The 24,660-nt window shown below is 69.0% G+C and carries 27 protein-coding genes, 2 tRNA genes and 1 riboswitch; of the genes, 15 read left to right on the top strand and 14 right to left on the bottom strand.

Annotated features, from left to right (window positions below; all coding sequences use genetic code 11):
• The first annotated feature begins 312 nt into the window (after window positions 1-312).
• Window positions 313-423: riboswitch (TPP riboswitch) on the top strand.
• 31 nt (window positions 424-454) lie between these two features.
• From CXY76_RS17110 to CXY76_RS17090, 5 genes are read left to right on the top strand one after another with little or no spacing between them, the layout of a single operon-like run.
• A complete protein-coding gene (locus tag CXY76_RS17110) occupies window positions 455-1,123 on the top strand; it encodes an ECF transporter S component (protein WP_104166633.1) in 669 nt (222 codons plus the stop codon).
• The gene (locus tag CXY76_RS17105) at window positions 1,120-2,667 is read left to right on the top strand and encodes an ABC transporter ATP-binding protein (RefSeq protein WP_199190345.1); all 1,548 of its coding nucleotides are present in this window, start codon (window positions 1,120-1,122) and stop codon (window positions 2,665-2,667) included. Before CXY76_RS17110 ends, CXY76_RS17105 begins: the two co-directional genes overlap by 4 nt.
• Window positions 2,664-3,458, top strand: a complete 795-nt coding sequence (locus CXY76_RS17100) for an energy-coupling factor transporter transmembrane protein EcfT (RefSeq protein WP_369826174.1) — start codon at window positions 2,664-2,666, stop codon at window positions 3,456-3,458. Before CXY76_RS17105 ends, CXY76_RS17100 begins: the two co-directional genes overlap by 4 nt.
• A complete protein-coding gene (locus tag CXY76_RS17095) occupies window positions 3,445-4,062 on the top strand; it encodes an ATP-binding protein (protein WP_158253929.1) in 618 nt (205 codons plus the stop codon). Before CXY76_RS17100 ends, CXY76_RS17095 begins: the two co-directional genes overlap by 14 nt.
• A gap of 9 nt (window positions 4,063-4,071) precedes the next feature.
• Complete coding sequence (locus CXY76_RS17090) at window positions 4,072-4,332, top strand: hypothetical protein (protein ID WP_104166629.1); 261 nt, start codon at window positions 4,072-4,074, stop codon at window positions 4,330-4,332.
• A gap of 25 nt (window positions 4,333-4,357) precedes the next feature.
• Here the strand turns inward: CXY76_RS17090 and CXY76_RS17085 are convergent, their stop codons facing one another.
• The 4 genes from CXY76_RS17085 to orn form a co-directional block, all read right to left on the bottom strand.
• On the bottom strand, window positions 4,358-5,605 hold the full coding sequence (locus tag CXY76_RS17085; protein ID WP_233200067.1) for a D-alanyl-D-alanine carboxypeptidase family protein: 1,248 nt from the start codon (window positions 5,603-5,605) through the stop codon (window positions 4,358-4,360).
• 94 nt (window positions 5,606-5,699) lie between these two features.
• Window positions 5,700-6,050, bottom strand: a complete 351-nt coding sequence (locus CXY76_RS17080; RefSeq protein ID WP_104166625.1) for a metallopeptidase family protein — start codon at window positions 6,048-6,050, stop codon at window positions 5,700-5,702.
• A gap of 67 nt (window positions 6,051-6,117) precedes the next feature.
• A tRNA-His gene (locus CXY76_RS17075) sits at window positions 6,118-6,193 on the bottom strand.
• A 46-nt stretch (window positions 6,194-6,239) separates the two neighbouring features.
• On the bottom strand, window positions 6,240-6,860 hold the full coding sequence (gene orn, locus CXY76_RS17070; RefSeq protein WP_104166623.1) for an oligoribonuclease: 621 nt from the start codon (window positions 6,858-6,860) through the stop codon (window positions 6,240-6,242).
• 62 nt (window positions 6,861-6,922) lie between these two features.
• On the opposite strand from orn, the gene CXY76_RS17065 reads away from it, so the two are divergent.
• From CXY76_RS17065 to nadE, 4 genes are all read left to right on the top strand, one after another.
• Entirely contained in the window at window positions 6,923-7,141 is a 219-nt protein-coding gene (locus tag CXY76_RS17065) for an SCO4848 family membrane protein (RefSeq protein WP_104167361.1), read from the top strand.
• 8 nt (window positions 7,142-7,149) lie between these two features.
• The gene (locus CXY76_RS17060) at window positions 7,150-7,410 is read left to right on the top strand and encodes a thioredoxin domain-containing protein (protein ID WP_088456422.1); all 261 of its coding nucleotides are present in this window, start codon (window positions 7,150-7,152) and stop codon (window positions 7,408-7,410) included.
• A 54-nt stretch (window positions 7,411-7,464) separates the two neighbouring features.
• Window positions 7,465-7,537, top strand: a tRNA-Arg gene (locus CXY76_RS17055).
• A 115-nt stretch (window positions 7,538-7,652) separates the two neighbouring features.
• Window positions 7,653-8,474 (top strand): ammonia-dependent NAD(+) synthetase, encoded by an 822-nt coding sequence (gene nadE / locus CXY76_RS17050; RefSeq protein ID WP_104166621.1) that lies wholly within the window; start codon window positions 7,653-7,655, stop codon window positions 8,472-8,474.
• 63 nt (window positions 8,475-8,537) lie between these two features.
• Here nadE and CXY76_RS17045 read toward each other — a convergent pair whose 3' ends face one another.
• From CXY76_RS17045 to CXY76_RS17030, 4 genes are all read right to left on the bottom strand, one after another.
• The gene (locus CXY76_RS17045; RefSeq protein ID WP_104166619.1) at window positions 8,538-9,224 is read right to left on the bottom strand and encodes a hypothetical protein; all 687 of its coding nucleotides are present in this window, start codon (window positions 9,222-9,224) and stop codon (window positions 8,538-8,540) included.
• A 148-nt stretch (window positions 9,225-9,372) separates the two neighbouring features.
• Window positions 9,373-10,182: an EI24 domain-containing protein gene (locus CXY76_RS17040; RefSeq protein WP_104166617.1), complete on the bottom strand. Its 810-nt coding sequence runs from the start codon at window positions 10,180-10,182 to the stop codon at window positions 9,373-9,375.
• A 21-nt stretch (window positions 10,183-10,203) separates the two neighbouring features.
• On the bottom strand, window positions 10,204-10,527 hold the full coding sequence (locus CXY76_RS17035) for a hypothetical protein (RefSeq protein WP_104166615.1): 324 nt from the start codon (window positions 10,525-10,527) through the stop codon (window positions 10,204-10,206).
• 81 nt (window positions 10,528-10,608) lie between these two features.
• Window positions 10,609-11,616 (bottom strand): aldo/keto reductase, encoded by a 1,008-nt coding sequence (locus tag CXY76_RS17030; RefSeq protein WP_104166613.1) that lies wholly within the window; start codon window positions 11,614-11,616, stop codon window positions 10,609-10,611.
• Between the two features lie 198 nt (window positions 11,617-11,814).
• Here CXY76_RS17030 and CXY76_RS17025 point away from each other — a divergent pair, with 198 nt between their 5' ends.
• From CXY76_RS17025 to CXY76_RS17010, 4 genes are read left to right on the top strand one after another with little or no spacing between them, the layout of a single operon-like run.
• Window positions 11,815-12,309, top strand: a complete 495-nt coding sequence (locus tag CXY76_RS17025; RefSeq protein ID WP_104166611.1) for a single-stranded DNA-binding protein — start codon at window positions 11,815-11,817, stop codon at window positions 12,307-12,309.
• Between the two features lie 46 nt (window positions 12,310-12,355).
• Complete coding sequence (locus CXY76_RS17020; RefSeq protein WP_233199968.1) at window positions 12,356-12,856, top strand: hypothetical protein; 501 nt, start codon at window positions 12,356-12,358, stop codon at window positions 12,854-12,856.
• Window positions 12,857-12,861: 5 nt separating this feature from the next.
• Window positions 12,862-14,544 (top strand): energy-dependent translational throttle protein EttA, encoded by a 1,683-nt coding sequence (gene ettA, locus CXY76_RS17015; protein WP_104166609.1) that lies wholly within the window; start codon window positions 12,862-12,864, stop codon window positions 14,542-14,544.
• A gap of 7 nt (window positions 14,545-14,551) precedes the next feature.
• A complete protein-coding gene (locus CXY76_RS17010) occupies window positions 14,552-15,028 on the top strand; it encodes a thioesterase family protein (RefSeq protein ID WP_104166607.1) in 477 nt (158 codons plus the stop codon).
• Between the two features lie 17 nt (window positions 15,029-15,045).
• Here CXY76_RS17010 and CXY76_RS17005 read toward each other — a convergent pair whose 3' ends face one another.
• Window positions 15,046-15,474 (bottom strand): ubiquinol-cytochrome c reductase iron-sulfur subunit, encoded by a 429-nt coding sequence (locus CXY76_RS17005; protein WP_104166605.1) that lies wholly within the window; start codon window positions 15,472-15,474, stop codon window positions 15,046-15,048.
• Window positions 15,475-15,524: 50 nt separating this feature from the next.
• Window positions 15,525-16,400, bottom strand: coding sequence for an acyl-CoA thioesterase II (locus CXY76_RS17000; RefSeq protein ID WP_199190344.1), 876 nt, complete (start codon window positions 16,398-16,400; stop codon window positions 15,525-15,527).
• 63 nt (window positions 16,401-16,463) lie between these two features.
• Between CXY76_RS17000 and CXY76_RS16995 the strand changes: the two genes are divergently transcribed.
• Window positions 16,464-17,141: a hypothetical protein gene (locus CXY76_RS16995; RefSeq protein WP_199190343.1), complete on the top strand. Its 678-nt coding sequence runs from the start codon at window positions 16,464-16,466 to the stop codon at window positions 17,139-17,141.
• Between the two features lie 82 nt (window positions 17,142-17,223).
• On the opposite strand, the gene CXY76_RS16990 is transcribed toward CXY76_RS16995, so the two are convergent.
• The 4 genes from CXY76_RS16990 to pepN all read right to left on the bottom strand — a co-directional run bounded on the left by CXY76_RS16990 (window position 17,224) and on the right by pepN (window position 23,548).
• Window positions 17,224-18,909: an FAD-binding dehydrogenase gene (locus CXY76_RS16990; RefSeq protein WP_104166603.1), complete on the bottom strand. Its 1,686-nt coding sequence runs from the start codon at window positions 18,907-18,909 to the stop codon at window positions 17,224-17,226.
• A gap of 44 nt (window positions 18,910-18,953) precedes the next feature.
• Complete coding sequence (locus CXY76_RS16985; RefSeq protein ID WP_104166601.1) at window positions 18,954-19,454, bottom strand: globin; 501 nt, start codon at window positions 19,452-19,454, stop codon at window positions 18,954-18,956.
• The gene (locus CXY76_RS16980) at window positions 19,447-20,892 is read right to left on the bottom strand and encodes a mechanosensitive ion channel family protein (protein ID WP_104166599.1); all 1,446 of its coding nucleotides are present in this window, start codon (window positions 20,890-20,892) and stop codon (window positions 19,447-19,449) included. Before CXY76_RS16980 ends, CXY76_RS16985 begins: the two co-directional genes overlap by 8 nt.
• 112 nt (window positions 20,893-21,004) lie before the next feature.
• Window positions 21,005-23,548 carry an aminopeptidase N gene (gene pepN, locus CXY76_RS16975; protein ID WP_104166597.1) on the bottom strand — a complete coding sequence of 848 codons (2,544 nt, stop codon included), beginning with the start codon at window positions 23,546-23,548 and terminating at the stop codon, window positions 21,005-21,007.
• Between the two features lie 104 nt (window positions 23,549-23,652).
• On the opposite strand from pepN, the gene CXY76_RS16970 reads away from it, so the two are divergent.
• Window positions 23,653-24,657 carry a DUF2332 domain-containing protein gene (locus tag CXY76_RS16970; protein WP_104166595.1) on the top strand — a complete coding sequence of 335 codons (1,005 nt, stop codon included), beginning with the start codon at window positions 23,653-23,655 and terminating at the stop codon, window positions 24,655-24,657.
• Window positions 24,658-24,660: the final 3 nt, after the last annotated feature.

The raw sequence follows: 24,660 nt of genomic DNA, 5'->3' as shown, positions 1-24,660 counted from the left end.
TGACCCGTCCTGCGGTCGGTTCCCGCCTCGTTGGTCGAGCTTGTCGAGACCCGGTGACCGGGTCTCCCAACGCGTGCGGCTCGCGGGATCTCGACAGGCTCGATCAGCGGACGGGGTCGAGCTCCTCGTGCGCCGAGGCGACCGGCCCTGCGCTCGGTTCCCGCCTCGTTGGTCGAGCTTGTCGAGACCTGGTGACAGGGTCTTCCAACGCGTGCGGCTCGCGGGATCTCGACAGGCTCGATCAGCGGGTGGGTGGAGAAACGTCGCGCGGCGACTCACAGTGCCCGGATGGGGCCCAGGAGTTCTATACTCGAAGCTGAACACGGGAGTCCGGTGAACCGGGCTGAGAGGAAGCTACTTCAGCTTCGACCGTCGAACCTGATCTGGATCATGCCAGCGCAGGGAGGCTTCTCAATCCCGTGCCCAGTATTCCTCTACGGAAAGGGCACGTACAGTGCACGCATCAATCAACACCCTGTCCACCAACACTCCGACCCCGTCCGCGTCGCGTAAACCGCGGGTGCTGAAATGGAGGGTCGTCGACATCGTCGTGGCCAGCGTCATCGGCGTCGCCAGCGGCGTGATCTTCTGGGCGTGGGGCCTGGCCTGGTCGCCGCTCAGCGCCCTGCTGGCCTTCACCCCCGGGCTTGAAGGACTCCTGGCCGGCGGCTGGCTCTTCGCCGGCGTGCTCGGCGGACTCATCATCCGCAAACCCGGTGCGGCCGTCTACACCGAGGTCGTCGCCGCCGTCGTGTCGATGCTCATCGGCACCCAGTGGGGCTTCTCCACGCTGATCTGGGGCGTTGTCGAGGGCCTGGGCGCGGAGATCGTGCTGGCACTGTTCTTCTACGCCAACTGGCGTCTCGGCGTCGCCCTCCTGGCCGGCGCCGGCGCCGGCGTCGCGGTCGGCCTGCTCGACACCACCTTCACGAGCTACGCGGCCCTCGACATCGGCTACAAGGCCGTCTACTTCGTCTCCGCCGTCGTCTCCGGCACCGTGCTCGCCGGGCTGCTGTCCTGGCTGGCGGTGCGCGGGCTCGCACGCACCGGTGCGCTCAGCCGGTTCGCCGCCGGCCGCGAATCGGGCCCGACCGACCGGGCAGTCAGCCAGCCCGCCCAGTGACCGGCGCCAGGGTCACGGCGTCCGGCTGGGGCTGGCGGCACGCCGGCCGGGCCCGCCCCGCAGTCTCCGGGCTTGACCTCGACATCCGCCCGGGGGAGCGGGTGCTCGTCCTCGGGCCCAGCGGCGCCGGCAAGAGCACGCTGATGCATGCCCTCGCCGGCGTGCTCGGCGACGACGAGGACGGCGACGAGACCGGCGAACTCCTCGTCGACGGCCGCCGGCCCAGCGAGGCCCGCGGCCGGGTGGGCCTCGTGCTGCAAGACCCGGACTCCCAGGTCGTGCTCGCCAGGGTGGGCGACGACGTCGCCTTCGGCTGTGAGAACCTCGCCGTTCCGCGCGCCGAAATCTGGCCGCGGGTCGGCCAGGCCCTCGCCGACGTGGGCCTGGACCTGCCCCTGCGACACCCGACGAGCGCGCTCAGCGGCGGCCAGAAGCAACGCCTGGCCCTGGCCGGGGTGCTCGCCATGCGACCGGGCCTGGTGCTGCTCGACGAACCCACCGCCAACCTCGATCCCGAGGGGGTGGTCGAGGTGCGTGACGCCGTACTGCGCTCGGTCGAGGCCTCCGGCGCGACCCTTATCGTGATCGAGCACCGCGTCGCGGTCTGGCAGCACGTCGTTGACCGCATCGTGGTGCTCGACCCGGCCGGCGGGATCCTCGCCGACGGACCCACCGACAGCGTGCTCAGCGCCGAGGGCGAGCGGCTCGCCGCCGCGGGGGTCTGGATTCCGCGGTTCCCGCCCTCGATGCCCGACCGGCGCGGCGGCTCCCACGACCCCGGCGCGGAGGTCCTGCTCAGTGCCGACGATCTCGCCGTCGGGCGGGTGCCGTTCGCCCGCAAACGGGCCGTCGTCGTCGCACACGGCCTCAACCTCGCCGTGCAGGCCGGCACGGCCACCGCCATCACCGGACCCAACGGCACCGGCAAGTCGACCCTGGCGCTCACCCTGGCCGGGCTTCTCGCCCCCGCGGGCGGGCGACTGGCCGCTGCGGATGCGCTGGCCGGCGGCCTCGGGTCCGCCCCACACGCCTGGCGCTCCCGCGACCTGCTCGCGCGCATCGGCACTGTCTTCCAGGACCCTGAGCACCAGTTCCTCGCCGGGACCGTGCGGAACGAGCTCGCCATCGGCCCCCGCGCCCTCGGGCTGGGCGGGGCCGAGCAAACGGAGCGGGTGGACGAGCTGCTGCACCGGTTGCGGCTGGATCACCTCGCCGACGCGAACCCGTTCACCCTGTCGGGCGGCGAGAAGCGCCGGCTGTCCGTGGCGACGGTGCTGGCCACCCGGCCCCGGCTGCTCGTGCTCGACGAACCCACCTTCGGGCAGGATTCCCGCACCTGGGCCGAGCTGGTGCGCCTGCTCGCCGAGTTGCTGGACACCGGCACCGCCGTGCTGGCCGTCACTCACGACGAGCAGTTCGTGACCGCGCTGGCCGATGCGCGCCTCAGCCTGGTGCCGTCGACCGGACCGGCGACCGGCCACTGTGTGACCACGAGCCGTGTCACCGCCGGGCTGCGCGCGTCCGCCGGAACGGACGCGTCGTGAGCCTGATGACGCCGGAGATCCGGCCCAGCGCGATCGCCAGGGTGAACCCTGTCGCCAAGCTTGCCGTGGCGCTGCTGATCAGCGGCGCCCTGATGCTGTCCATCGACTGGGTCTCGGCCGCGGTCGCCCTCGCGCTCGAGGCCGTGCTGCTGGCCTGGTGCGGGCTGAGCGCCCGCCAGTTCTGGCTGCGCACCGCGCCGGTGTGGATTGCCGTTCCCTTCGCCGTGCTCACCACGGTGCTCTACGGCAAGGACTCCGGCGCCGAGCTGTTCAGCGCCGGCATCGCGAACGTGACGGAGGGGTCGGTGTCGCTGGCCCTCGCTATCGGGTTGCGGATCCTGGCCATCGGCATCCCTGGGATCGTGTTGTTGGCCACCACCGACCCCACCGACCTCGGCGACGGCCTCGCGCAGGTGCTGCGCCTGCCGGCCCGGTTTGTGCTCGGCGCCCTGGCCGGACTGCGCCTGGTGGGCATGTTCATCGACGATTGGCACTCCCTCGCCCTCGCCAGGCGCGCCCGCGGGGTGGGCGACGGCGGCGGTCTCCGCAGCCGGGCACGCCGGTTCGGCGGGCTCGCGTTCGCTCTGCTGGTTCTCTCGGTGCGACGCGGCAGCAAACTCGCCACGGCCATGGAGGCCCGGGGGTTCGGCAGCGACGTACCGCGCACCTGGGCCCGGGAGTCGGTCTTCGGCGTGCGCGACATCCTGGTCGTGATCCTCGGGGCGGTCATCGCCGCCGCGGCGATCACCGCGGCCGTACTGGCGGGGACGTGGCATTTTGTGCTCGCCTGACCTGGTCGCTCCGGTGCTCGACGCCGTCAGGGCGTTGGGCCGGAATCCGGTGGGCGACCGGGCCGTGATCCTCATCGACGGTCCCAGCGGCGCGGGCAAGAGCACCCTCGCCGACGCCGTGCTGGCCGCCTGGCCGGGGCCGGTGCGGCCGGCACTGGTGCGCCTCGACGACGTCTACCCGGGCTGGGGCGGCCTGGACGCCGCCATCGATCAGGTCGGCCGGCTGGTGCTGGGCGCCCGGCACGCCGGTCGCCCTGCGGCCTGGCAGCGGTACGACTGGGCGGCGGCGGGTCCGGCCGAATGGCACGGCGTCGACCCGGACCGGCCGCTTGTGATCGAGGGCTGCGGCGCCCTGGCCCGGGCGCACGCTTCCCTCAGTGACGTGAGGGTGTGGCTGGATGCCGACGACGGCATCCGCAAGCAGCGGGCGTTGGCCCGTGACGGCGGCGGATTCGAGGCGCACTGGGACCAGTGGCAGCAGGACTGGGAGGCGTACCGCACCCGGGACCAGCCCGAACGCTGGGCCAGCGTCCGCCTCACGGGCACGCCGCCGGGCGCGGACGCTCCGGCGGCGCCTGACCCGAAATCCGGGCCTCCGCAGTAAGTTGGGGTCATGACTACCCCGCAGAGTGAGAACACCGAGTACACCGTGGAGTTCGTGGACGGCCCGCTCGAGGGCCAGACCGACAGCCGCGTGCTCCTGCACGGCAAGCATGACGCCCGGATCAGCATGGTCGCTGCCGTTGACAGCATGGAATCGCTGTTCTGGTACGACGAGGTCGACAGCCGGGAGGTGCAGGGCAAGCTGCACGTGCGCTACGCCTTCGACTCCTCGGACAGCGACCCGATCGAATCGAACGACGAGCCGGACTGAACCCGCGCTGACGCCCGCCCGTAAATCACCAGGTGGCGACGAGCGCGCTGATCACGGGGATCGGGTGCAGCAGGCGCCAGCCCGGGCCGGGGTCGGTCAGGCTGCTCTCCAGCTCCAGCGTTGACGAGACGCTCTCACCGAACGCATCCACCGTGACCCGGCCGACCTTGTTTCCCGCACGCCCCGTCGTGACGTCGTCGAGCGTCACCGCGGCCTCGGTGGGGGCGGCGGCCTGCCAGCCGAATCGGGTCTTGGGGGTCGCGACGACGGCATCGGACGAATCGCCCCACGCCGTGGTGAGGGACGCGTACGCGTCACCCTCCGTCAGGACCGGCAGCTCCGTCACCCCGGCCCGCGCGGAGGCCATCAGGGCCGTCAGGTCGGCGCTGAGGGTGTCGTAGTCCGGCTCGCCCAGGAAGGCACCCGCGAAGGTGAAGGCCTTGTCCCCGGCGGCGACGGTGGCGGTGAACAGGAAGCAGACCCCGCCGGAGTCGGTGTAGCTGCGCGAGATGCCGGTGATGCCCTCTTCGGGCAGGTAGTCGGTGGTGTTCTTGACGCCGCGCTGACCGACCAGGGCGGATGCCGGCTGGGCGATGATGTCGGCGATCACGGGGTTCGTGGCGGCCAGTCCCGCAACCCGGGCGAGGTCGGTGCCGGTCCCGGCACTGCCGTCGAGGAGGCCATTGGCGTCGGCAACCGTGGTGTCCGGCATGCCGTTGGCGGCCAGCCAGGCGTTGGCGGCGGTGAGGTAGGCGTCGACGGAACCGAACGCCCAACGGGCCAGGGTGTCGGCGTGGTTGTTGCTGGAGCCGAGGATCATGGCCTGCAGCATCTCGCGTTCGGTCCAGCTCTCGCCGGGGAACACGATCACGGTGCGGGCGTCCTCCGCCGTGTAGTCGAGGTAGTCCTGGTAGTCGGCGGTGACCAACGAGTAGGCCGGACCGGGTTCGCCGGCCGCGAGGGGCTTGGCGTCGAGCACGACGAGGGCCGTGATGATTTTGGCGGCGGATGCCATCGGCACCGGTTCGCTGCCGCCGCCGACGGAGATGGTGTCCACGCCCAGCGTCGCGGGGGCGGGCTCGGCGGCCGTGTCGTCGGTCGCGGTGTCGTCCGCTGCGGTGTCGTCCACCGCGGTAATGGCGAGGAGGCCGCTGGTGCCGGCGGCAGGCAGCACCGGGGTGGATGCCGGCACGGCGGCATCCGGCGCGGTGAGGGTGACCGCGGCGACAGGAAGGGGGCCGAGCAACGTGGCGGGCCCGTACACCCCGATCATCAAGATCACGAGAGTTCCCACCGAAATACCGATGACACGGCCAGGGCGAAATCTACTCATGGTTCAGGGTAGCCGACGGCGCTCAGGCTCGGGCTCAGGCCCAGCCGAGCTCGTGCAGCCTGTCGTCGTCAATCCCGTAGAAATGGGCGATTTCGTGCACGAGGGTCACGTGAACCTCGTCGCGGAGCTCGTCGAGGTCGGCGACGATGGCCAGCAGCGGCTCACGAAAGAGGATGATGCGGTCGGGCATCTCACCAAAGCCGTACTGGCCGCGTTCGGTGAGGGCGACGCCGTCGTAGAGGCCCAGGGTGTCCAGGGTGCCGTCCTCTGGACGGTCCTCGACCACGAAGATCACGTTCTCGAGGCCGTCGACCATGTCGTCGGGGAGCAGGTCGAGCTCGTCGATGACGAGGCGTTCGAAGTCGTCGTGGCTGAGCATGAGCATCCACTCAGCATGACAGGTGGTGCACGCAAAAAGTCCCGGCCTGAACAGGCCGGGACTTTTGTTTACTTGGGGTGAGTAACGGGGCTTGAACCCGCGACCTCCTGGACCACAACCAGGCGCTCTACCAGCTGAGCTATACCCACCAAGTGCCGCTTCGCTCTCTCAAGCGAAGGCAACTCAAGAATTCTATTACACGTTTTGGGTGAAGATGTTCACAACGGCCGTTGCGTGCGATTTTGCTTCCGCACTCGTGGGTCCGGGGTCGGCCACGAAGACGCTCTGACGGTAGTACGCGAGCTCCCGGATCGACTCGAGGATGTCGGCGAGGGCGCGGTGGCCGCCGTCCTTGGCCGGCGCGTTGAAGTACGCCCGCGGGAACCAGCGGTGGGCGAGTTCCTTGATCGACGACACGTCGACGTTGCGGTAGTGCAGCTGCTTGTCCAGGCGCGGCATGTACCGGGCCAGGAACGCCCGGTCGGTGCCGATCGAGTTGCCGGCCAGGGGAGCGCGCTGGTCTTCGGGAACGAAACGCAGCACGTACTCGAGCACCTGGTACTCGGCCTCGGCCACGCTCACACCGTTGGGGATCTCCTCGATCAGGCCGGAGGAGGTGTGCATGTTGCGCACGAAGTCGCCCATGTTCGCCAAGGCGGAAGCATCGGGCTTGATCACGATGTCGAGGCCGGGGTCGAGAATGTTGAGGTCGAAGTCGGTGACGACCACCGCAATCTCCACCAATTCGTCATTGTTGATGTCGAGCCCGGTCATTTCACAATCGATCCATACCAACCGGTCACTGCTGTTTGTCATGGGGCGAGTCTAGCGGTGGGCCCCGACACGGCTCCCTGCCCGCCGCTCGTAGACTGATGGTGATGCTTACAACACTCGCCATCCTGCTGCTGCTCAACGCCGTCTGGAACGTCGTGGTCTGGCCACGCTTCTACAAGAGGGTCAGTCAGGACGACCGGGCGCGGGATGCGTCGGGCAAACCGACCTCGTTCCTGATCGTGCACGCGGTGCTGGTCGGGGTGTCGCTGCTGCTGGCCGCCGTCTCCGCGGTTGTGGCCGTTCTCGCACTGGTCAACGGTTAGGAGCCGTCATGGAACTCATTTTCTTCTCCTCGGCCTTCTGCGAGCCGTGCCTGCAGACCCGCGCCGTCCTGGCCGAGGTCGAACGACTGGTGCCGGCCGCCACGGTGCGCGAGCTCGACGTGGCGCACGACAATGCCGAGGCCGAGGCGGCCGGAATCCGCAACACTCCCACGATCATCGTGCAGAACGCCGCCGGCGACGAGGTGTTCCGCGCCACGGGTGTGCCGACCCTCGCCCAGGTTCTCGTCGCCACCGCCAAAGCACTCTAAGCGCTCCGCCGCCGGGGCAGCGGTCCGGACTGCGGTATCGTTGAATCGCTATGCGCCCCCGTAGCTCAGGGGATAGAGCAGGAGCCTTCTAATCTCTTTGTCGCAGGTTCGAATCCTGCCGGGGGCACAGCACAACCCCGCCGGTCACGCCGGCGGGGTTGTTTTTTGGGCGAGCGGGTGACCGGGCGGATGTGCAGGCGTCCTGCAGGCATCCTTCCACCGCGACTTGATAGATTCGTCAGATGCGAGAACAACAGGTGCGAATCATCAAGGAACTGCACGTGACCCCGGACATCGACCCTGCCGCCGAGATTCGGCGCCGCATCGACTTCCTCAAGGACTACCTGCTCGCCAGCGGGGCGAAGGGCCTGATCCTCGGGATCAGCGGGGGACAGGACTCGTCCCTGGCCGGGCGCCTGTGCCAGTTGGCGATCGAGGAGCTCACCGTCGAGGGGCACACCCTTCGGTTCCTGCCGGTTCGCCTGCCGTACGCGGTGCAGCGCGACGAGGACGACGCGCAGCTTGCCCTGGAGTTCATTGCGCCGGAATCGAACGTCACATTCAACATCCAGCGTGCGGTCGATGGCTTCGAGGACGAATTCGCCGTCAGCACCGGGGCCCCGATGCCGGACTTCGACAAGGGCAACGTCAAGGCACGCGCCAGGATGATCGCGCAGTACGCTCTCGCCGGTGCCCACGGCCTGCTCGTGGTCGGCACCGACCATGCGGCAGAGGCCGTGACCGGGTTCTTCACCAAGTTCGGTGACGGCGGCGCCGACCTGCTGCCGCTGACCGGTCTGACCAAGCGCCAAGGCCGTCAGCTGCTGATGGAGCTCGGTGCCCCGGAGCAGCTCTACCTGAAGGCGCCGACCGCAGACCTGCTCGACGACAACCCCGGTCAGACCGACGAGGCGAACCTGGGGATGCAGTACGAGCACATCGACGACTTCCTCGAGGGCAAGCCCGTCGACGACCACGTGGCCGAGGCCATTGTGCGGCGCTACCTCAGCACCGAGCACAAGCGCCGGGTGCCGGCCTCCCTGTTCGACGACTGGTGGAAGTAGCCCCGATCCACAAAAAACCCCGGTCCGCGCGAGCGGACCGGGGTTTTTGGGTGCGTACCAGACTTAGGGACGCGGCAGCGGCGCTGGACGCACTTCGAGGGCCTGCACGTCATCGAGAAGGCGCTGGGTCTCCGTTGATGGCGACGCGGCCGACGGCGATCCGGCGCCGGGGCCGGCCGCGGCGGGAACGTAGCCGAGCGGCTGCCCGACCGGTGCCTTCGCCGGTGACGTGGGAGCCGTGAACTGGTCGTGGTGCTGCTGCGCCACCCAGGCATCCTGCTCGGCCAGGAGGTTCTTCTCGGTGGAGGAGTTCTGGGCCTTCCAACGCTCGAGATCACCCTGGAAGATCTTGCGGGCGCGGGACGGCTTGTTCTGCCAGTCGACGAGGCGGTCGCGGAACTCCACGAGCGCCGGCTCGAGCTGGTAGCCGAAGGTCGCCGAGGTGCGCTTGAGCTCGGCCAGCTGGTGAGCCGCCCAGTCCGCAGCGATACTCGATCCCTTGATCGGCAGCAGTCGGATCTGGATGTCGGCCATGCCCACGGCACGGTCGTTCATCACTTGCTCCTGCGGCGTCAGCGAGTTCCATACGGATGCCTCGGTCGCGGCATCCACGATCGATCCGATGGCCGCGGCGCGCAGCTCGCGGTCATGCTGGGCGAGCAGGCGCGCGATGGCACCACGTGCAATCCAGGCCGCCAGAAGGCTGGCCACGATTATGGCGACGATCAGCACGATTGCGCTGAAAATCATGGGCTGGTTCCTGGTCGCTGTGAGCCAGGTTACGAAATCATTCCACCACTGCATGTGCGGAAGGTTACCTCGCGGGCGGTCCGATCAGCGGTAGCCCTGACGGCGTGGCCGGATATGCCGTCACAAACGGTCCCGGCCGGGTGGGCCCTCAGAGTGCGGGTGGTGCGGTAAGCCTGTCGATGGTGTCCCGGCTGAGCATCGCCGCGCCGGCAACGGCCGACGGCATCGCGACGACCGCCAGGAACGGCACCAGGAAGAGCAGATAGGACGCCGCTCCGAATCCGATCGCGACGGCGCGGCGGGACCGCAGTGCGCGACGCCGTTCGCGCAGGCTGAAACCGCGGGCGTCGAAGGCGAAGCCGGTGAGTTCGACCACCAGCAGCCAGCCGCCGAAGAGAGCGCCGAACACCGCCACCGCAATCGGGCCGACGAGGGGGATGAACCCTGAGGCCAGGAGCAGGATGCCCACTCCGATGGCGGGAATGAGCAAGCGGAGGCCATCGAGGATGCTCCGGCCGACGGCCCGGAGGAGGCTCTGCTTGAGCTCGGCCGGTGCGCCGCCCAGCCTGGTCTCGACCTCGCGCCAGATGCGCTCGTAGAACGGGTCGCCGACCACGAGGGTGACGGCGGTGAAGGTGTACACCGCGAAGAGGGCGGCCACGATCACGAAGACGAGGGCCGCTGCCACCCGGGTGCTCAGGATCAGCGGTTCGGCCCAGCCCGAGGCGAAGGGGGTCGCCCACACCACGATGGTGTTGAGGTTGACGATCAGGAAAACGATGCCGACGAGGTACACGAGGCCCACGACGAGGGCGGGGACCGCGCCGAGCAGCATCAACCGTGGCGAGGTGATCCACATGCCGAAACCCCGACCGAGGTAGCCCACCCCGGCCAGGAGGTCGGGAACCAGCCCGCGACGGGCCGGAACAGCGGGTACGGGTTTGGGTTGCGGCAGCATCGTGTCAGCGTAGCGGCGGAATCAGCGGAAGCAGTCGGCCGCGTCATCGATGCGCCAAAAGGCGCCGAGGTCGATGCGCCGGGTGGGCATCACCAGGCGCCGGGCGAGATACCGTTCGCCGTCGGCGTGCGTCTCACGCTCGATGTGGCCCAGGACCGCGCCGGAACGATCGACGACGCGCCACAGTCCGTCGCGCACGGCGACCAGGCTGGGACCGTTGGACCGGGCCGGGCTGACGGCGTGGGCGATGGTCGTCGGCCGTGCCGTCGCGGAAAGGGCGGGCCTGGATTGCGGGGTCCTGGGCGCGGCGGTCCTGGGTTGTACAGCCATGGTGACAGTGGTCATGGTGTGCTCCAATGCGAGGGCGGATGCCGTTGGCCTTACCGTAGAACCGGCCACCGACATCCGCCCCGCGAGGACCGGCGGTTAGTTCATGCCGGTGCCGTGCACCGCGTGCGGCTCGATGGCAGCGATCTCATCGGCGTCCAGTGCCGGCGCCTCGAGCGCGGCAACGGTCTGCTCAAGCTGGCCGATGCTGCTGGCGCCGACGAGCACGCTGGTGACCTGCGGCTGACGCAGGATCCAGGTGACGGCGAGCTGGGCCAGGGTCTGGCCGCGGTCGGCCGCAATGGCGTTCAGGGCCCTGGCGCGCTCGAGGTAGGTGGGGTTGAGCGAGCTCTCGTTCAGGAACCGGCTCGTGGCCACCCGGGAGCCCGACGGCACCGCTCCATCGAGGTAGCGGTCGGTGAGCAGGCCCTGGGCGAGGGGGGAGAAGACGATGCTGCCCATGCCGAGGTCGTCGAGCACCGGGAATAGGCCCTCTTCGATGTGCCGGTCGAACATCGAGTAGCGCGGCTGGTGGATCAGCAGGGGGATCTTGTGCTCGGCCAGGGCGGCGTAGGCCGCCACGGTCTGCTCCGGGCTGTAGTTCGAGATGCCGGCGTACAGCGCCTTGCCCGATTGCACGGCAGTGGCCAGGGCGCCCATGGTCTCCTCGATGGGGGTTTCCGGGTCGGGGCGGTGGGAGTAGAAGATGTCGACGTAGTCCAGTCCCAGCCGGCCGAGGCTGGCGTCCAGCGACGACAAGAGGTACTTGCGCGAGCCGAAGTCGCCGTAGGGGCCCGCCCACATGTCGTAGCCGGCCTTGCTGGAGATGATCATCTCGTCGCGGTACGGGCGGAAGTCCTCCGCGAAGATGCGGCCGAAGTTGGTTTCGGCGGAACCGGGAGGCGGACCGTAGTTGTTGGCCAGGTCGAAGTGCGTCACGCCCAGGTCGAAGGCCCGGCGCAGGATGCCCCGCTGGGTGTCGATGGAGCGCTCGTGGCCGAAGTTGTGCCACAACCCCAGCGACAGCGCGGGCAGCTTCAGGCCGCTGCGCCCGGTTCGGCGGTACGGCATCTCGGAATATCGGTTCTCTGCGGCAGTGAAGGTCATGACCTCACTCTAGATCCGCGCTTCCTCCCCAAGGCCGCTGGGGATCGGGTTGTCCACACTCTGGGCGGCCGGCCCCGGAGTCGGCGCCGGGACGCGGAGGGTGAGTGCAGCGCGGCCCGGGAACACGAACCCGGCACGAGGACTGCTCCCGGGTCGCGTTCGACATCGCCACCGCCTCGTGCCGCCCAGGAGACTCCCGTGACCGACACCATCGCCCTGACCGGAATCGTTGCCACCACCCCGCGCCATCTCGTCACCAGTTCCGGCCTGGCCATCACCTCATTCCGGTTGGCCTGCCGGCAACGCCGTTTCGACAGGGTGAAGAACGCCTGGGTGGACGCCGACACCAATTGGTACACGGTCTCCACGTTCCGGCAGCTTGCCCACAATGTGGAGCGGTCGGTGCACAAGGGCGAGCCGGTGCTCGTGACAGGGCGCCTGCGCATCCGGGATTGGGAGAACGAGGACCGTGCCGGCACATCCGTTGAGGTGGAGGCCGACGCCGTGGGCCACGACCTGACCTGGGGGACGACTGCCCTGGCGCGCAGCATCGCGCCGGCGGCCGCCGAGCAGCGGGAGGGTGACCCGGCGGGCGGTGCTGCGGGTGAGGCCGTGACCGCGCAGGCCGAACCCGGTACCGGGCAGGACGAACCTGACGCGGGGCAGGGGGAATCGGAAACACAGTCCGCCTAGACTCGACTTCTCGGTCGCAGCGTGCGGCGGTGGGGGAGGACTACGCGTGGCCCGGATCTTGGACGCACCCGTTCGGCGCAGCCGCAGAGCGACGACCTGGGCAGCGTGTCTTGTCCTCGGACTGGGTCTGGCCGGCTGCTCCGCCGCCCCCGTGGACCGCGCGGAGCCGACACCGACCGGGTCTGCGACGGCAGACGCCACCGAGGCTGCGCCGCCGGCGCTCGTACCGGAGGGCACAGCCACCGAGAACCTGCCCTACTTCGACTCGGTCATCACCGCGGCCCTCGCCGCCGACCCCGACGTGGCCGGCCGAAGCTACATCGACGCCCTGGTCGCCGCCGGGTTCGACAAAACGATGATGGAAGTCACCGCCGACTCCACCACCACGGGTGAACCGGCGGACTCCATCCAGTTCTCCGTGAACATCGCCGGAGAGTGCCTGCTCGGCCAGAACGGCCCGTCCACCGGCGGCTACCACAGCGTCGTCGCCCCCCTGCTCGCAACCGGAACGTGTCTCGTCGGAGCCACGCGCCAAATAGACTGGTAAACACTATGGCTGAATTCATTTACTCGATGGTGCGTGCGCGCAAGGCAATCGGCGACAAGCTCATTCTCGACGACGTCACAATGTCGTTCTTCCCCGGAGCCAAGATCGGCGTGGTGGGCCCCAACGGTGCCGGTAAGTCCACGATCCTGAAGATCATGGCCGGGCTCGATACCCCGAGCAACGGTGAGGCCAGGCTCTCGCCCGGCTACTCCGTCGGTATCCTCATGCAGGAGCCGGAGCTCGACGAAACCAAGACCGTGCTGGAGAACGTGCAGGAAGGCGTTGGCCCGATCAAGGCCAAGGTCGACAGGTTCAACGAGATCAGCGCCGCGCTGGGCGAACCCGACGCCGACTTCGACACCCTGCTCGCCGAAATGGGCACCCTGCAGGAAGAGATCGATGCCGCCGACGCCTGGGACCTCGACTCCCAGCTCGAGCAGGCGATGGATGCGCTGCGTACCCCGCCGGGCGACTACCCCGTCGTCGACCTCTCCGGTGGTGAGAAGCGCCGCGTGGCGCTCTGCAAGCTCCTGCTGCAGAAGCCCGACCTGCTCCTCCTCGACGAACCGACTAACCACCTCGACGCCGAAAGCGTGCTCTGGCTCGAGCAGCACCTCGCCAAGTACCCCGGCGCCGTGCTCGCCGTCACCCACGACCGGTACTTCCTCGACCACGTGGCCGAGTGGATCGCCGAAATCGACCGCGGCCACCTGTACCCCTACGAGGGCAACTACTCCACCTACCTGGAGAAGAAGCAGGAACGCCTGCAGGTGCAGGGCAAGAAGGACGCCAAGCTCTCCAAGCGCCTCGCCGATGAACTGGAATGGGTGCGCTCCAACGCCAAGGGCCGTCAGGCCAAGTCGAAGGCCCGCCTGGCCCGCTACGAAGAGATGGTGAACGAGGCCGAGCGCGGACGCAAGCTCGACTTCGAAGACATCCAGATCCCCGTCGGTCCCCGCCTGGGCGCCCAGGTCATCGACGCCAAGAAGCTCAAGAAGGGCTTCGGCGACCGGGTGCTGGTCGAAGATCTCTCCTTCACCCTGCCGCGAAACGGCATCGTCGGCGTGATCGGCCCGAACGGTGTCGGTAAGACGACGCTGTTCAAGACCATCGTGGGCCTCGAGCCGCTGGATGCCGGTGACCTCAAGATCGGCGAGACCGTCGACATCTCCTACGTCGACCAGAGCCGCGGCGGCATTGACCCGAACAAGTCGCTGTGGGAGGTCGTCTCCGACGGCCAGGACTACATCCAGGTCGGCAAGACCGAGGTGCCGTCGCGCGCCTACGTGTCCACGTTCGGCTTCAAGGGCCCCGACCAGCAGAAGAAGGCCGGTGTGCTCTCCGGTGGTGAGCGCAACCGCCTGAACCTGGCGCTCACGCTCAAGCAGGGCGGCAACCTGTTGCTGCTCGACGAACCGACTAACGACCTCGACGTCGAAACCCTCGGTTCGCTCGAGAACGCGCTGCTCGAGTTCCCCGGTTGCGCCGTGGTCATCACCCACGACCGGTGGTTCCTCGACCGCATCGCCACGCACATCCTCTCGTATGAGGGAACCGCTGACGCACCGGGCAACTGGTACTGGTTCGAGGGCAACTTCGAGTCGTACGAGCAGAACAAGATCGAGCGTCTCGGCCCGGACGCGGCCAAGCCGCACCGGTCCGCATACCGCAAACTGACGCGCGACTAGGAGCCCCATGCGGCTGCACGTTCCCATCCGGCTGCGCTGGTCGGACCTCGACGCCTACGCCCACGTGAACAACGCCGAGATGCTGCGCCTCCTCGAGGAGGCGCGCATCCAGGCGTTCTGGGTCAACGACGAGGCGGCCGGTGCGGCCGGTGCGCAGGGAACCGCGGTGCTGGACGGCCGGCCGGGCGCGGCGACGCTCACTCTGATCGCCCGGATGGAGATCGAGTACCTCGCGCCGATCCCGTACCTGCGGGAGCCCATCGACGTGCAGCTGTGGATCGGCAAGCTCGGCGGTGCCAGCCTCGACGTGTGTTACGAGGTGTACGGCCCGGCCGGGCAGGAACCCGCGCCGCTGTACGCCCGCGCGACCACCACGATCGTCCTGGTGGATGCGGCGACGGAGCGTCCGCGCAAGATCAACGACATTGAACGAACCGCCTGGACCCCGTACCTGGAGCCCGCGGTCGCCTTCACCCGCAAATAATCCGGGCGTGAACGGGGTCAGCCCGCGAGGACCTTGTCTCCGTCGAGCGTGACCGTGACCTCGGGGAGGGGGTCGGTGGCCGGGCCCTGCAGAACTGCGCCGGTGGCGGTGTCGAAGAGCGACTGGTGGCAGGGGCAGTTCAGGCCCTTCTTCTCCGGCACCACGATGCAGCCCTGGTGGGTGCAGATGGCGCTGAACGCCACGACCTCGCCGGCGGTGGGCTGCGACACGATGATCTGCGCACCGTCGAACATCACCGCGATGGCGCCTCCCACGGGGACGTCGGAGAGCACCGCGACCTCGGTGGGCGTGGCCGTGCCCTGATCTGTGCCTGCGCCTGTGCTCGCGCCGTCGCCGCCGGGCGCGCAGGCGGCCAGGGCGAGTGCCGTTCCTGCGCCGCCGGCGACGAGCAGGGTGCGGCGGGTGAGGTCAGCGGGGTGGGTCAAGATGCTCCTACGGGGCGAGAACGGACGTGGTCGTGCGGGTGGGCTGGAGCCTAGTCGCGGGGCTTGGGGACCCGCACCATGCCCTCCTGGGCCACCGTGGCCAGGAGCAGGCCTTCCCGGCTGTAGATGCTGCCGGTGGAGAGTCCTCGGCCGCCCTGGGCGGAGGGGGAGTCCTGCACGTATAGCATCCACTCGTCGACCCGGCCGAAGCGGTGCCACCACATGGCGTGGTCGAGGCTGGCGACCTTGAGTCCCGGGGTGGCCCAGGGCAGGCCGTGCCGGCGCATCACGGGTTCCATGATCGAGTAGTCGCTCACATAGGCGAGCGCGGCGCGGTGCAGGTCGGGGTCGTCGGGGATGGGCTCGAAAGTCTTCATCCAGATCATCTGCTTGCTGGTGTGCTCGCCGTCCACGGTGAGGTAGATCGACGAGGGCACATGGCGCATGTCGAAGGGGCGGTCGTTGGCCCAGGCGCGCGCGAAGTCGTGGTCGATGTGTCCGAGGGTGTCTGCCGTGGTGGGCAGGGATTCGGGGTCGGGCAGGTCTGTCGGCATCTCGAGGTGGTGCTCGAGGCCCTCGTCGGTGTCCTGGAACGACGCGATCATCGACAGAATCGGCACGCCGTTCTGGTACGCCTGGGTGCGGCGGGTGGAGAACGACCGGCCGTCGTGGATGCGGTCGACCGAGAAGGTGATCGGGTGGTTGACGTCACCGGGGCGCAGGAAATATCCGTGCATCGAGTGCACGTGCCGTTCGTCGGGCACGGTGCGCATGGCGGCAACGAGGGACTGCGCGAGCACCTGGCCGCCGAAGACGCGACCCTGCGGCATCCACTGCGACGGGCCGGTGAAGATGTCCTCACTGGTGCGGGCACCGGTGTCGGTCAGATCGAGAGCGGCCAGAAGACCCTCCAGCGGTGCGTGCATGCTGCCTCCTTGTTCGAGCTCGGGTCCGTGGACACCGACGTACCTTGGTAGTTTAGACAGCAGATGAGCCAGTCATTTTCCCTCTCAGATTCCCTGTCCCTCGGCGACCTCCAGGTCTACCTTTCGCGCGCCAGCCGGGTGGAGGACGGGTCGGTGCGGCTCGTCTCCGCGGCGGGCGTCCTGGCCGTGTACACCGCGATCCTGTACCCGCGTGGTCTGCTCGACTCGAGTCCCACGGTGTTGGGCCTGCGCACCTTCGCGCTCACCGAACCCGTCGAGCTCGACGTCGTCGTTCCGGTGCGGTCGCTGCTGGACCGGCTGCTGCGCCTCGAGGCGGCCGTCACCGACGTGGATGCCCCGGTCACCGTCACCGTGCCGCTGCAGGTCTCGTCGGTCACCTGGGCGGGCATCACGCCGCCACGGGGAGGCTGGACTTCCCACGGCAGCGCCTCACCGGCCGTCCTGGAGGCCGCAGCCCGCGAGGGGATCGCCGAGGTCGCGTCCGTCATCCCGACCGGCACCGGCGAGCAGATTGTGCAGCGCGTGCGGTCCGAGGTCTGGGGGCGCCCGATCGAGGCCCTCGACTTCGTGCCCTCCGGTGCCGCGTTCGCCGCGGTGAGCCTGGGCTTCCTGTCGGCGGATGAGCCGGTGCAGCTCTTCGAGACCGGCCCCTGGACGCGTCTGAGCACCGCCCGCGGCCATATCCTGGTGCGCCGCAAGCCCTGGTCCTTGCGCGCCTAACCCGCCACCCACCCCCGCGAACTGTGAGTTAAGCACTCAAACTCAGCGTTTTGTGGGGCTTAACTCACAGTTCGCGGAGGGGTCAGAGTGCGGCGGCGACGGCCCGGCCCGCTGTGCGGCCGGAGAACAGGCAGCCGCCGAGGAAGGTGCCCTCCAGCGAGCGGTAGCCGTGCACGCCGCCGCCGCCGAAGCCGGAGGCTTCGCCCGCCGCGTAGAGCCCGGGGACCGGCTGCCCGTCGGCGCGGAGCGCCCGGGCCGAGAGGTCGGTTTCGATGCCGCCCAGGCTCTTGCGGGTGAGCAGGTGCAGTTTCACCGCGATCAGCGGACCGTTCTCGCGGTCGAGCAGCTTGTGCGGGCTCGCCACCCGGATGAGCTTGTCACCGCGGTAGTGCCGGGCCTGGCGGATCGCGTTGATCTGAGCATCCTTGCTGAAGTCGTTGTCGAGCTCCCGGTCGCGGGCCAGGATCTCCCGCTCCACCTGCGCGGCGTTGATCTGCACCTCGGGGGAGCGCTGCTGCATTCCCGCGATCAGCTGGTGCAGGGTGTCCGCCACCACGAAGTCCTCGCCCTTGCTCTTGAACGCTTCCACCGGGCCGGGCGCGCCCGATCCGAGCCGCTGGGCGAGCAGACGCAGGTCCTTGCCGGTGAGGTCGGGGTTCTGTTCGCTGCCGGAGAGCGCGAATTCCTTCTCGATGATCTTCTGGGTGAGCACAAACCAGCTGTGCTCGTGGCCGGTCTTGAGTAGGTGTTCCATCGTGCCGAGGGTGTCGAAACCGGGAAACAGCGGGGCCGGCAGACGTTTTCCGGTGGCGTCCAGCCACAGCGAGGACGGGCCGGGCAGGATGCGGATGCCGTGGGCGGGCCAGACCGGGTCGTGGTTGACGATGCCCTCGGTGTAGTGCCACATGCGGTCGCCGTTGATCAGCCGGGCGCCCGCCGTCTCGGAGATCCCCAGCATCCGGCCGTCGACGTGGGCGGGCACGCCGGAGAGCAGCTTCGCGGGTGCGGGACCCAGCCGGGCCGGCCACTGGGCGCGCACCAGGTCGTGGTTGCCGCCGATGCCACCGCTGGTGACGATCACCGCCGACGCCCGCAGCTCGAAATCGCCGACGACCTCCCGGCTGCTGGTCTGCCCGCGCGGCGCGGCGCTCGGGGCCAGCAGGCTGCCCCGCACCCCGACCACGGCACCTCCTTCGACGATCAGCTCGTCGACCTGGTGCCGGTGCAGAGCGGTGACCAGGCCGGCGCGCACCCCCTCGCGGAGCCTGGTGATGAACGGCTCCAGGATCGCGGGCCCGGTTCCCCAGACGATGTGGAAGCGGGGCACCGAGTTGCCGTGTTCCAGTGCGGTGTATCCGCCACGTTCGGCCCAGCCGACGACCGGGAAGAATGTGACGCCGCGTTCCTTGAGCCAGGCCCGCTTCTCGCCGGCGGCGAAGTTGAGGTACGCCTCGGCCCACCGGGTCGGCCAGTAGTCTTCCGTGCGATCGAAGCCGGCGCTGGCGAACCAGTCCTGCCGGGCCAGGGCGAGGGAGTCTTTCACTCCCATTCGGCGTTGTTCGGGGGTGTCGACCAGGAACAGCCCGCCGAACGACCACCAGGCCTGGCCGCCGAGCGAGGCGGCATTCTCCTGGTCGACGAGCAGCACCCGCTTGCCCGCCTCCACGAGTTCGGCCGTGGCCACCAGGCCGGCCAGGCCGGCCCCCACCACGATCACGTCGGCGGAGGTGTTCGGTTGCGTGGGCAGGCCGGGGCGGGCTGGGCTCATGGTGACTCCATTGTCAGTGAGGCGGATGGTGCGCGGTTCGAGCGTTACGCGTCGAAGGTGTTGACCATAGCGTGTGCGGCGCGCTCGAGGTAGTCCCACAGGGTGGCACGCTGCAGCGGGGGCAGATCGCAGGAATCGACGGCGTTCCGCATGTGCAGCAACCAGCGGTCCCGGGAATCCGGGTTCACCTTGAACGGCTGGTGCCGCTGGCGCAGCCGTGGGTGTCCGCGTTGTTCGCTGTACGTGCCCGGCCCGCCCCAGTATTGCTCGAGGAAGCCGGTGAGACGTTCCGCCGCGGGACCGAGGTCCTCCTCCGGGTACATGGGTTTGAGGACCGGGTCGCCGGCCACACCACGGTAGAACTCGGCGACGAGCTTCTCGAAGAAGGGCCGGCCGCCGACTTCCTGGTAGAACGACGGGCCGATCGCCGCACCGTTCTCCCCGGCACGAAGGTGCACCGCTGAGGGTCCGGTGGTCGGGATGAGGACCGGTCCTTGTTCGGATGCGGCCCGCACTGCGGGATTCGTCGACGCCGGATCAGTCATGGGTGTCTCCATCGCGGGGTGTGGCCGGGTCGGACCGTTTTTCCGGCTGCGGCTCGGTCTGCTTGTCGATCGGCCGGGTCTTCGGCTTGGCCGGCTGCTTCGTGGCGGGCTTGGCGGGCGGTGCGACCGGCGAGTCGGCTGCGGGATGCTGTGCCGGTGTTGCCGGGCTGTCAGGTGAGTCAGAGAACTCGGGTGAGGCATCCTGCACCGGCAGCTGCACGGTACGGGGAGCACGGGGCGCCTGATTGCGGGCGATCGACGGGATGCGCACGGTGGGCTGGGCGCCGGCATCACCGGCCTGCGGCGTCGCCGGAGCGACGGGCCTGGCCGGCGTCTTGGCGGCTTTCGGAGCGGGCGGGTGCGGTGCAGCCTGCTGCGCTGCCGGAGCGTGCGGTGCCGGAGCGGGCGGCGACGCTGCCGCCGCTGCGGCGGCAGCTTCGGCGGCCCGGACCGCGCGGGTCCTGCGCGGCGCCTTCTTCGGCGGCGCAATCACGGGCAACGGTGTGGTGCGCGGCGGGCGGGCACCCTGCACGCTGGCCGCACCCTCGAACCCGGTGAGCACGATGCTGGTCAGCGACGGCAACTGCACGCCCATCGCGTCGAGGGCCCTCTTGAGCCGCAGTCGCAGTTCGCGGGCCACGTCGTCCTTGGCGGTGGTGCGAGTCTTGATCACGATGCGGATGACGATGGCATCCTCGGCGATCGACTCGATTCCCCAGATTTCGGGCTTCTCGAGCACCCGGGAGCGCCACTTGCTGTTGGTGGCCATCTCGACGGCCACGCGCAGCATCTCGGCCTGCACGGCCTCGACGTCGGTCTTGTACGGCACGGCGAGGTCGATGATCACACGGGCCCAGCCTTGCGACATGTTGCCCACGCGCAGGATCTCACCGTTGCGCACGAACCAGAGGGTGCCGTTGACGTCGCGCACCTGGGTGATGCGGATGCCGACGGCTTCGACGACACCCGTCGCCGGGCCGAGGTCCACCACGTCGCCGACACCGAGCTGGTCCTCCATCACCATGAAGAGGCCGTTGAGCACGTCCTTGACGATGTTCTGGGCGCCGAAACCGAGGCCGGCGCCGAGGGCTGCGGTGAGCAGGGCGAAGGAGGTGAGGATGTTCTGGTCGATCACCGTCACGATCAGCAGGACGGTGATCACGACGACCAGCACGTTCACGATGTTCGTGAGCACTGAGCCCAGGGTGCGGGTGCGCTGGACGGTGCGCACGGCAGCGACAGGCGAGACGTTCAGAGCCTGGGTGTCATCGACGTTCTGGGTCTTTTTCACCCCGGACACGATCTGGTTCACCACACGGTGAATGGAGAAGAGCAGCACCCAGCGCGCGATCAACGCGAAGATGATGATGATGGCGATTCTGATGATCGGCCATTGCAGAATCAGGTTGACTGTCGTCCAAAATGTGTCCCATGTCATAGCCCGCCCAGTCTACCGAGAGCTTTCTCTGGCCTTCCTGAAGGCGCGACGACGATGGCGCCGTACCGTTCCTGGAGGAACGATGCGGCGCCATCGGAACGACGCGAGTTCTCTACTCGCTGTCGCGGGCTTGCACGCGCAGGCTGCGCTCCACACCGGCGAGGTTCTCCACCACGAGACGGCGAAGCGCCGCGGGCTCCGGGTTGGCGTCCAGCCAGGCACGGGTCGCGTCGACCAGGGCCTGGTTCGACAGCGGCGACGGGTAGAGGCCCACGATGAGCTTCTCCGCGATGGAGTAGCTGCGCTCGGCCCAGACCTTCTGCAGCACGTCGAAGTACTGGCCCACGAACGGCTCGAGCAGGCTCGTGTCGTGCGCGCGCAGGAACCCGGCGGCGGTGACCCGCACGATGGTGTTCGGTGCGGTGTCCACGTCGATGAGCGAGGACCAGGCGGCCTGCTTGCCCTCGATCGTGGGGATGGCGGCGCGCGCGTTCGCGGCCGACTGGGCGCCGGTGGCGGTGTTGTCCGCGGCCAGGGCGGATGCGATCTCCGCCTCGCCCGCTTCGCCGCCGGCGACGAGCGCGGCGAGCAGCTCCCAGCTGAGGTCGGTGTCGATGTCCAGGCCCGGCAGCGCGAACGCTCCGGTGCGCAGGCCCGCGACGGCGGCCAGCTGGGCCGGCGTCTCGGCCACGGAGGCGAAGAACTTCACGAACTGGAACTGGGCGTCGCTGCCGGCCTCAGCACCCTGGGCCAGGGCCCAGAGTGCGTCGCCGACAGCGGTGACGGTGGCATCGCGGTGCTCGGGCGCGACGTAGTACTGCGCGGCGAGCGACACCTGGCCGAGCACTGTGCGCAGCGTCGTGGACTCGGTTTCGGTGGCGATGTTGCCGAGCACCAGCTTCACGAAGTCGCGCGGCGAGGTCTCGGCGTCGCGGGTGGCGTCCCAGACGGAACCCCAGACCAGCGAACGGGCCAGCGGGCTCTCGATCGCGGCGAGGTGCTCGAGCGCCACGGCGTGCGATGCGGGGTCGAGGCGCACCTTGGCGTAGGCCAGGTCGTCGTCGTTGAGCAGGATCAGGTCGGCGCGTGCTCGGCCGACGAGCTCCGGAACATCCGTCTGGGCGCCGTCGACGTCGAGCTCGACGCGGTGGGTGCGCACCAGGGCGTCGTCGACCAGGTCGTAGAACCCGATCGCGAGGCGGTGCGGGCGGATGGTGGGGTAGTCGTCCGTGGCGGTCTGCAGCACCGCGAACGCGGTGATGACACCGGCCTCGTCGGTCTCGATCTGCGGGCGCAGCGTGTTGACGCCGGCGGTCTCGAGCCACAGGGCCGCCCAGCCGGAGAGGTCACGGCCGGAGGAGGCCTCGAGCTCGACGAGCAGGTCGGAGAGTTCGGTGTTGCCCCAGGCGTGCTTCTTGAAGTAGGAGGCGACGCCGGTGAAGAACGCGTCGATGCCCACCCAGGCCACGAGCTGCTTGAGTACCGAGCCGCCCTTGGCGTAGGTGATGCCGTCGAAGTTCACCTGCACGTCTTCGAGGTCGGTGATCGTGGCCACAACGGGGTGGGTGGAGGGCAGCTGGTCCTGGCGGTACGCCCAGCTCTTCTCCATCGCCGCGAAAGTGGTCCACGCTTCGGTCCACTCGGTGGCCTCTGCGGTGGCGATGGTCGACGCCCACTCGGCGAACGACTCGTTCAGCCACAGGTCGTTCCACCACTTCATGGTGACCAGGTCGCCGAACCACATGTGCGCCAGCTCGTGCAGGATCGTGACGACGCGGCGTTCCTTGATCGCGTCGGTGACCTTGGAGCGGAAGACGTAGGTCTCGGTGAAGGTGACCGCGCCGGCGTTCTCCATGGCGCCGGCGTTGAACTCCGGCACGAACATCTGGTCGTACTTGTCGAACGGGTACGGGAAGTCGAACTTCTCCTCGAAGTACGCGAATCCCTGGCGGGTCTTCTCGAAGATGTAGTCGGCATCCAGGTATTCGAACAGGCTCTTGCGGCTGAACAGGCCCAGCGGGATGACGCGACCGTCGCTGGAGGTGAGCTCGCTGCGCACCACGGCGTACGGGCCGGCCACGAGGGCGGTGATGTAGCTGGAGATGGTGTGGGTGGGCGGAAAGGCCCAGGTCTTGTTGCCGTTGCCGGCATCCGTGGGCTCTGGCGTGGCCGAGTTGGAGATGACCTCCCAGGCGCCGGGCGCGGTGACGGTGAAGTTGAAGACGGCCTTGAGGTCGGGCTGCTCGAACACGGCGAAGACGCGGCGGGAGTCGGGCACCTCGAACTGGCTGTAGAGGTAGACCTCGTTGTCGACGGGGTCGACGAAACGGTGCAGGCCCTCGCCGGTGTTCGTGTACGCGGCATCGGCGACGACGGTGAGCACGTTCTCGGCCGCGAGGCCGTCAAGCTGAATGCGGATGCCGTCGCTGACGACGGCCGGGTCGAGCGGGGAACCGTTGAGGGTGATGCTGTGCACGCTCTGGGTGATCGCGTCGATGAAGGTCGAGCTACCGGCCACGGCGCTGAAGGCGACGGTGGTGGTGCTGGCGAAGGTCGTGGGACCCGTCGTCAGGTCAAGGGTGACGTCGTAACTGGTCACACTGACGAGCGCCTTGCGCTCCTGGGCTTCGATCCTGGTGAGGTTTTCTCCGGGCAACGGTTTTCTCCATCTTCGTTTCGCGCGGCGCTTCTGGCGCTTTTCGCATAGAGGACAAGCCTAGCCACGGTGACGGCGATGGCGCGCCTGATTATGCTGCCGGCATGAGAACCAGCACGGATGCCGCGGCCGATACCGCACTGCGCTACCGGGCCTTCGCGGAGGTCGAGGCCCGGGGGCTGAGTGCGTGCTACGAGGCCTGGGCGGCCGGGGTAGCCGAGGACCCCGCGACGATCGGATTGATCGACCGGCTGCCGGCGGCCAAGCGGCAACCCAACCTGGTGTTCAGTGCCGCCAGGTTCCACGGCGCCGAGGCGGGCGGGTACCCGGGTTTCCGCGCCTGGCTGGCGGCGCACTGGGCGGAGGTGGAGCAGACCTGCCGCACCCACGCGACCCAGACCAACGAGCCGGGCCGATGCGCGGTGCTGCTGCCGGCGCTGGGCAGCCTGCCGGGACCGCTGGCCCTGATCGAAGTGGGAGCCTCGGCAGGCCTGTGCCTACTGCCCGACCGGTACAGCTACCGGTGGGGCCCGGCCGGGCGGCTCGACCCGGCCGACGGCCCCAGCCCGGTGCTGCTGGAGTGTGCGGTCACCGGTGCCGTTCCCGTGCCGAGCCGGCTGCCCTGGGTGGCATGGCGGGCCGGCATCGACCTGAACCCGCTCGATGTGACCGACCCTGCTGACGTGGCCTGGCTGGAGGCTCTGATCTGGCCCGAGCACGAGGACCGGCGGGCCCGGCTGCGAGCGGCCGTGCAGGTCGCCCGCGCGACCCCGCCCCGGTTGGTGCGCGGCGACCTCAACGACCTGGTCGAGTCCCTCGTGGCCGAGGCCCCCGCGGAGGCCACCGTCGTGGTGTTCCACACGGCGGTGTTGGCCTATCTCGACGAGGCCGGCCGGGACCGGTTCGCGGCGACCATGGCCCGTCTGAAGACCGAGCGTGGTGTGCGCTGGCTGGCCAATGAGGGGCGCACGGTGGTGCCCGGAGTGGCCGGGACGTTGCCGTCGACCCTGCCCGCGGCATCCGGCACGGCCGATTTTGTGCTGTCGCTGGACGGCCGCGCCCTCGCACTCGCTCAGCCGCACGGCCGGGCCGTGCACTGGCTCGACTGAGCG

The organism is Cryobacterium sp. N22, from assembly GCF_002929555.1.
GTDB lineage: Bacteria > Actinomycetota > Actinomycetes > Actinomycetales > Microbacteriaceae > Cryobacterium.
This window is presented reverse-complemented; position numbering and strand designations above follow the sequence as displayed.

Coding starts and splice junctions, on each gene's coding strand:
- CXY76_RS17080 (WP_104166625.1), bottom strand. CDS start 6,050: ATGCTCATGCTCAGCCACGACGACTTCGAACGCCTCGTCATCGACGAG.
- CXY76_RS16990 (WP_104166603.1), bottom strand. CDS start 18,909: ATGAGCCCAGCCCGCCCCGGCCTGCCCACGCAACCGAACACCTCCGCC.
- CXY76_RS17035 (WP_104166615.1), bottom strand. CDS start 10,527: ATGACCACTGTCACCATGGCTGTACAACCCAGGACCGCCGCGCCCAGG.
- CXY76_RS17065 (WP_104167361.1), top strand. CDS start 6,923: ATGCTTACAACACTCGCCATCCTGCTGCTGCTCAACGCCGTCTGGAAC.
- orn (WP_104166623.1), bottom strand. CDS start 6,860: ATGACAAACAGCAGTGACCGGTTGGTATGGATCGATTGTGAAATGACC.
- CXY76_RS17010 (WP_104166607.1), top strand. CDS start 14,552: ATGCGGCTGCACGTTCCCATCCGGCTGCGCTGGTCGGACCTCGACGCC.
- CXY76_RS17030 (WP_104166613.1), bottom strand. CDS start 11,616: ATGACCTTCACTGCCGCAGAGAACCGATATTCCGAGATGCCGTACCGC.
- CXY76_RS17060 (WP_088456422.1), top strand. CDS start 7,150: ATGGAACTCATTTTCTTCTCCTCGGCCTTCTGCGAGCCGTGCCTGCAG.
- ettA (WP_104166609.1), top strand. CDS start 12,862: ATGGCTGAATTCATTTACTCGATGGTGCGTGCGCGCAAGGCAATCGGC.
- CXY76_RS17090 (WP_104166629.1), top strand. CDS start 4,072: ATGACTACCCCGCAGAGTGAGAACACCGAGTACACCGTGGAGTTCGTG.
- CXY76_RS16970 (WP_104166595.1), top strand. CDS start 23,653: ATGAGAACCAGCACGGATGCCGCGGCCGATACCGCACTGCGCTACCGG.
- CXY76_RS17045 (WP_104166619.1), bottom strand. CDS start 9,224: ATGATTTTCAGCGCAATCGTGCTGATCGTCGCCATAATCGTGGCCAGC.
- CXY76_RS17000 (WP_199190344.1), bottom strand. CDS start 16,400: ATGCACGCACCGCTGGAGGGTCTTCTGGCCGCTCTCGATCTGACCGAC.
- nadE (WP_104166621.1), top strand. CDS start 7,653: ATGCGAGAACAACAGGTGCGAATCATCAAGGAACTGCACGTGACCCCG.
- CXY76_RS17085 (WP_233200067.1), bottom strand. CDS start 5,605: ATGATCGGGGTGTACGGGCCCGCCACGTTGCTCGGCCCCCTTCCTGTC.
- CXY76_RS17040 (WP_104166617.1), bottom strand. CDS start 10,182: ATGCTGCCGCAACCCAAACCCGTACCCGCTGTTCCGGCCCGTCGCGGG.
- CXY76_RS16985 (WP_104166601.1), bottom strand. CDS start 19,454: ATGACTGATCCGGCGTCGACGAATCCCGCAGTGCGGGCCGCATCCGAA.
- CXY76_RS16980 (WP_104166599.1), bottom strand. CDS start 20,892: ATGACATGGGACACATTTTGGACGACAGTCAACCTGATTCTGCAATGG.
- CXY76_RS16995 (WP_199190343.1), top strand. CDS start 16,464: ATGAGCCAGTCATTTTCCCTCTCAGATTCCCTGTCCCTCGGCGACCTC.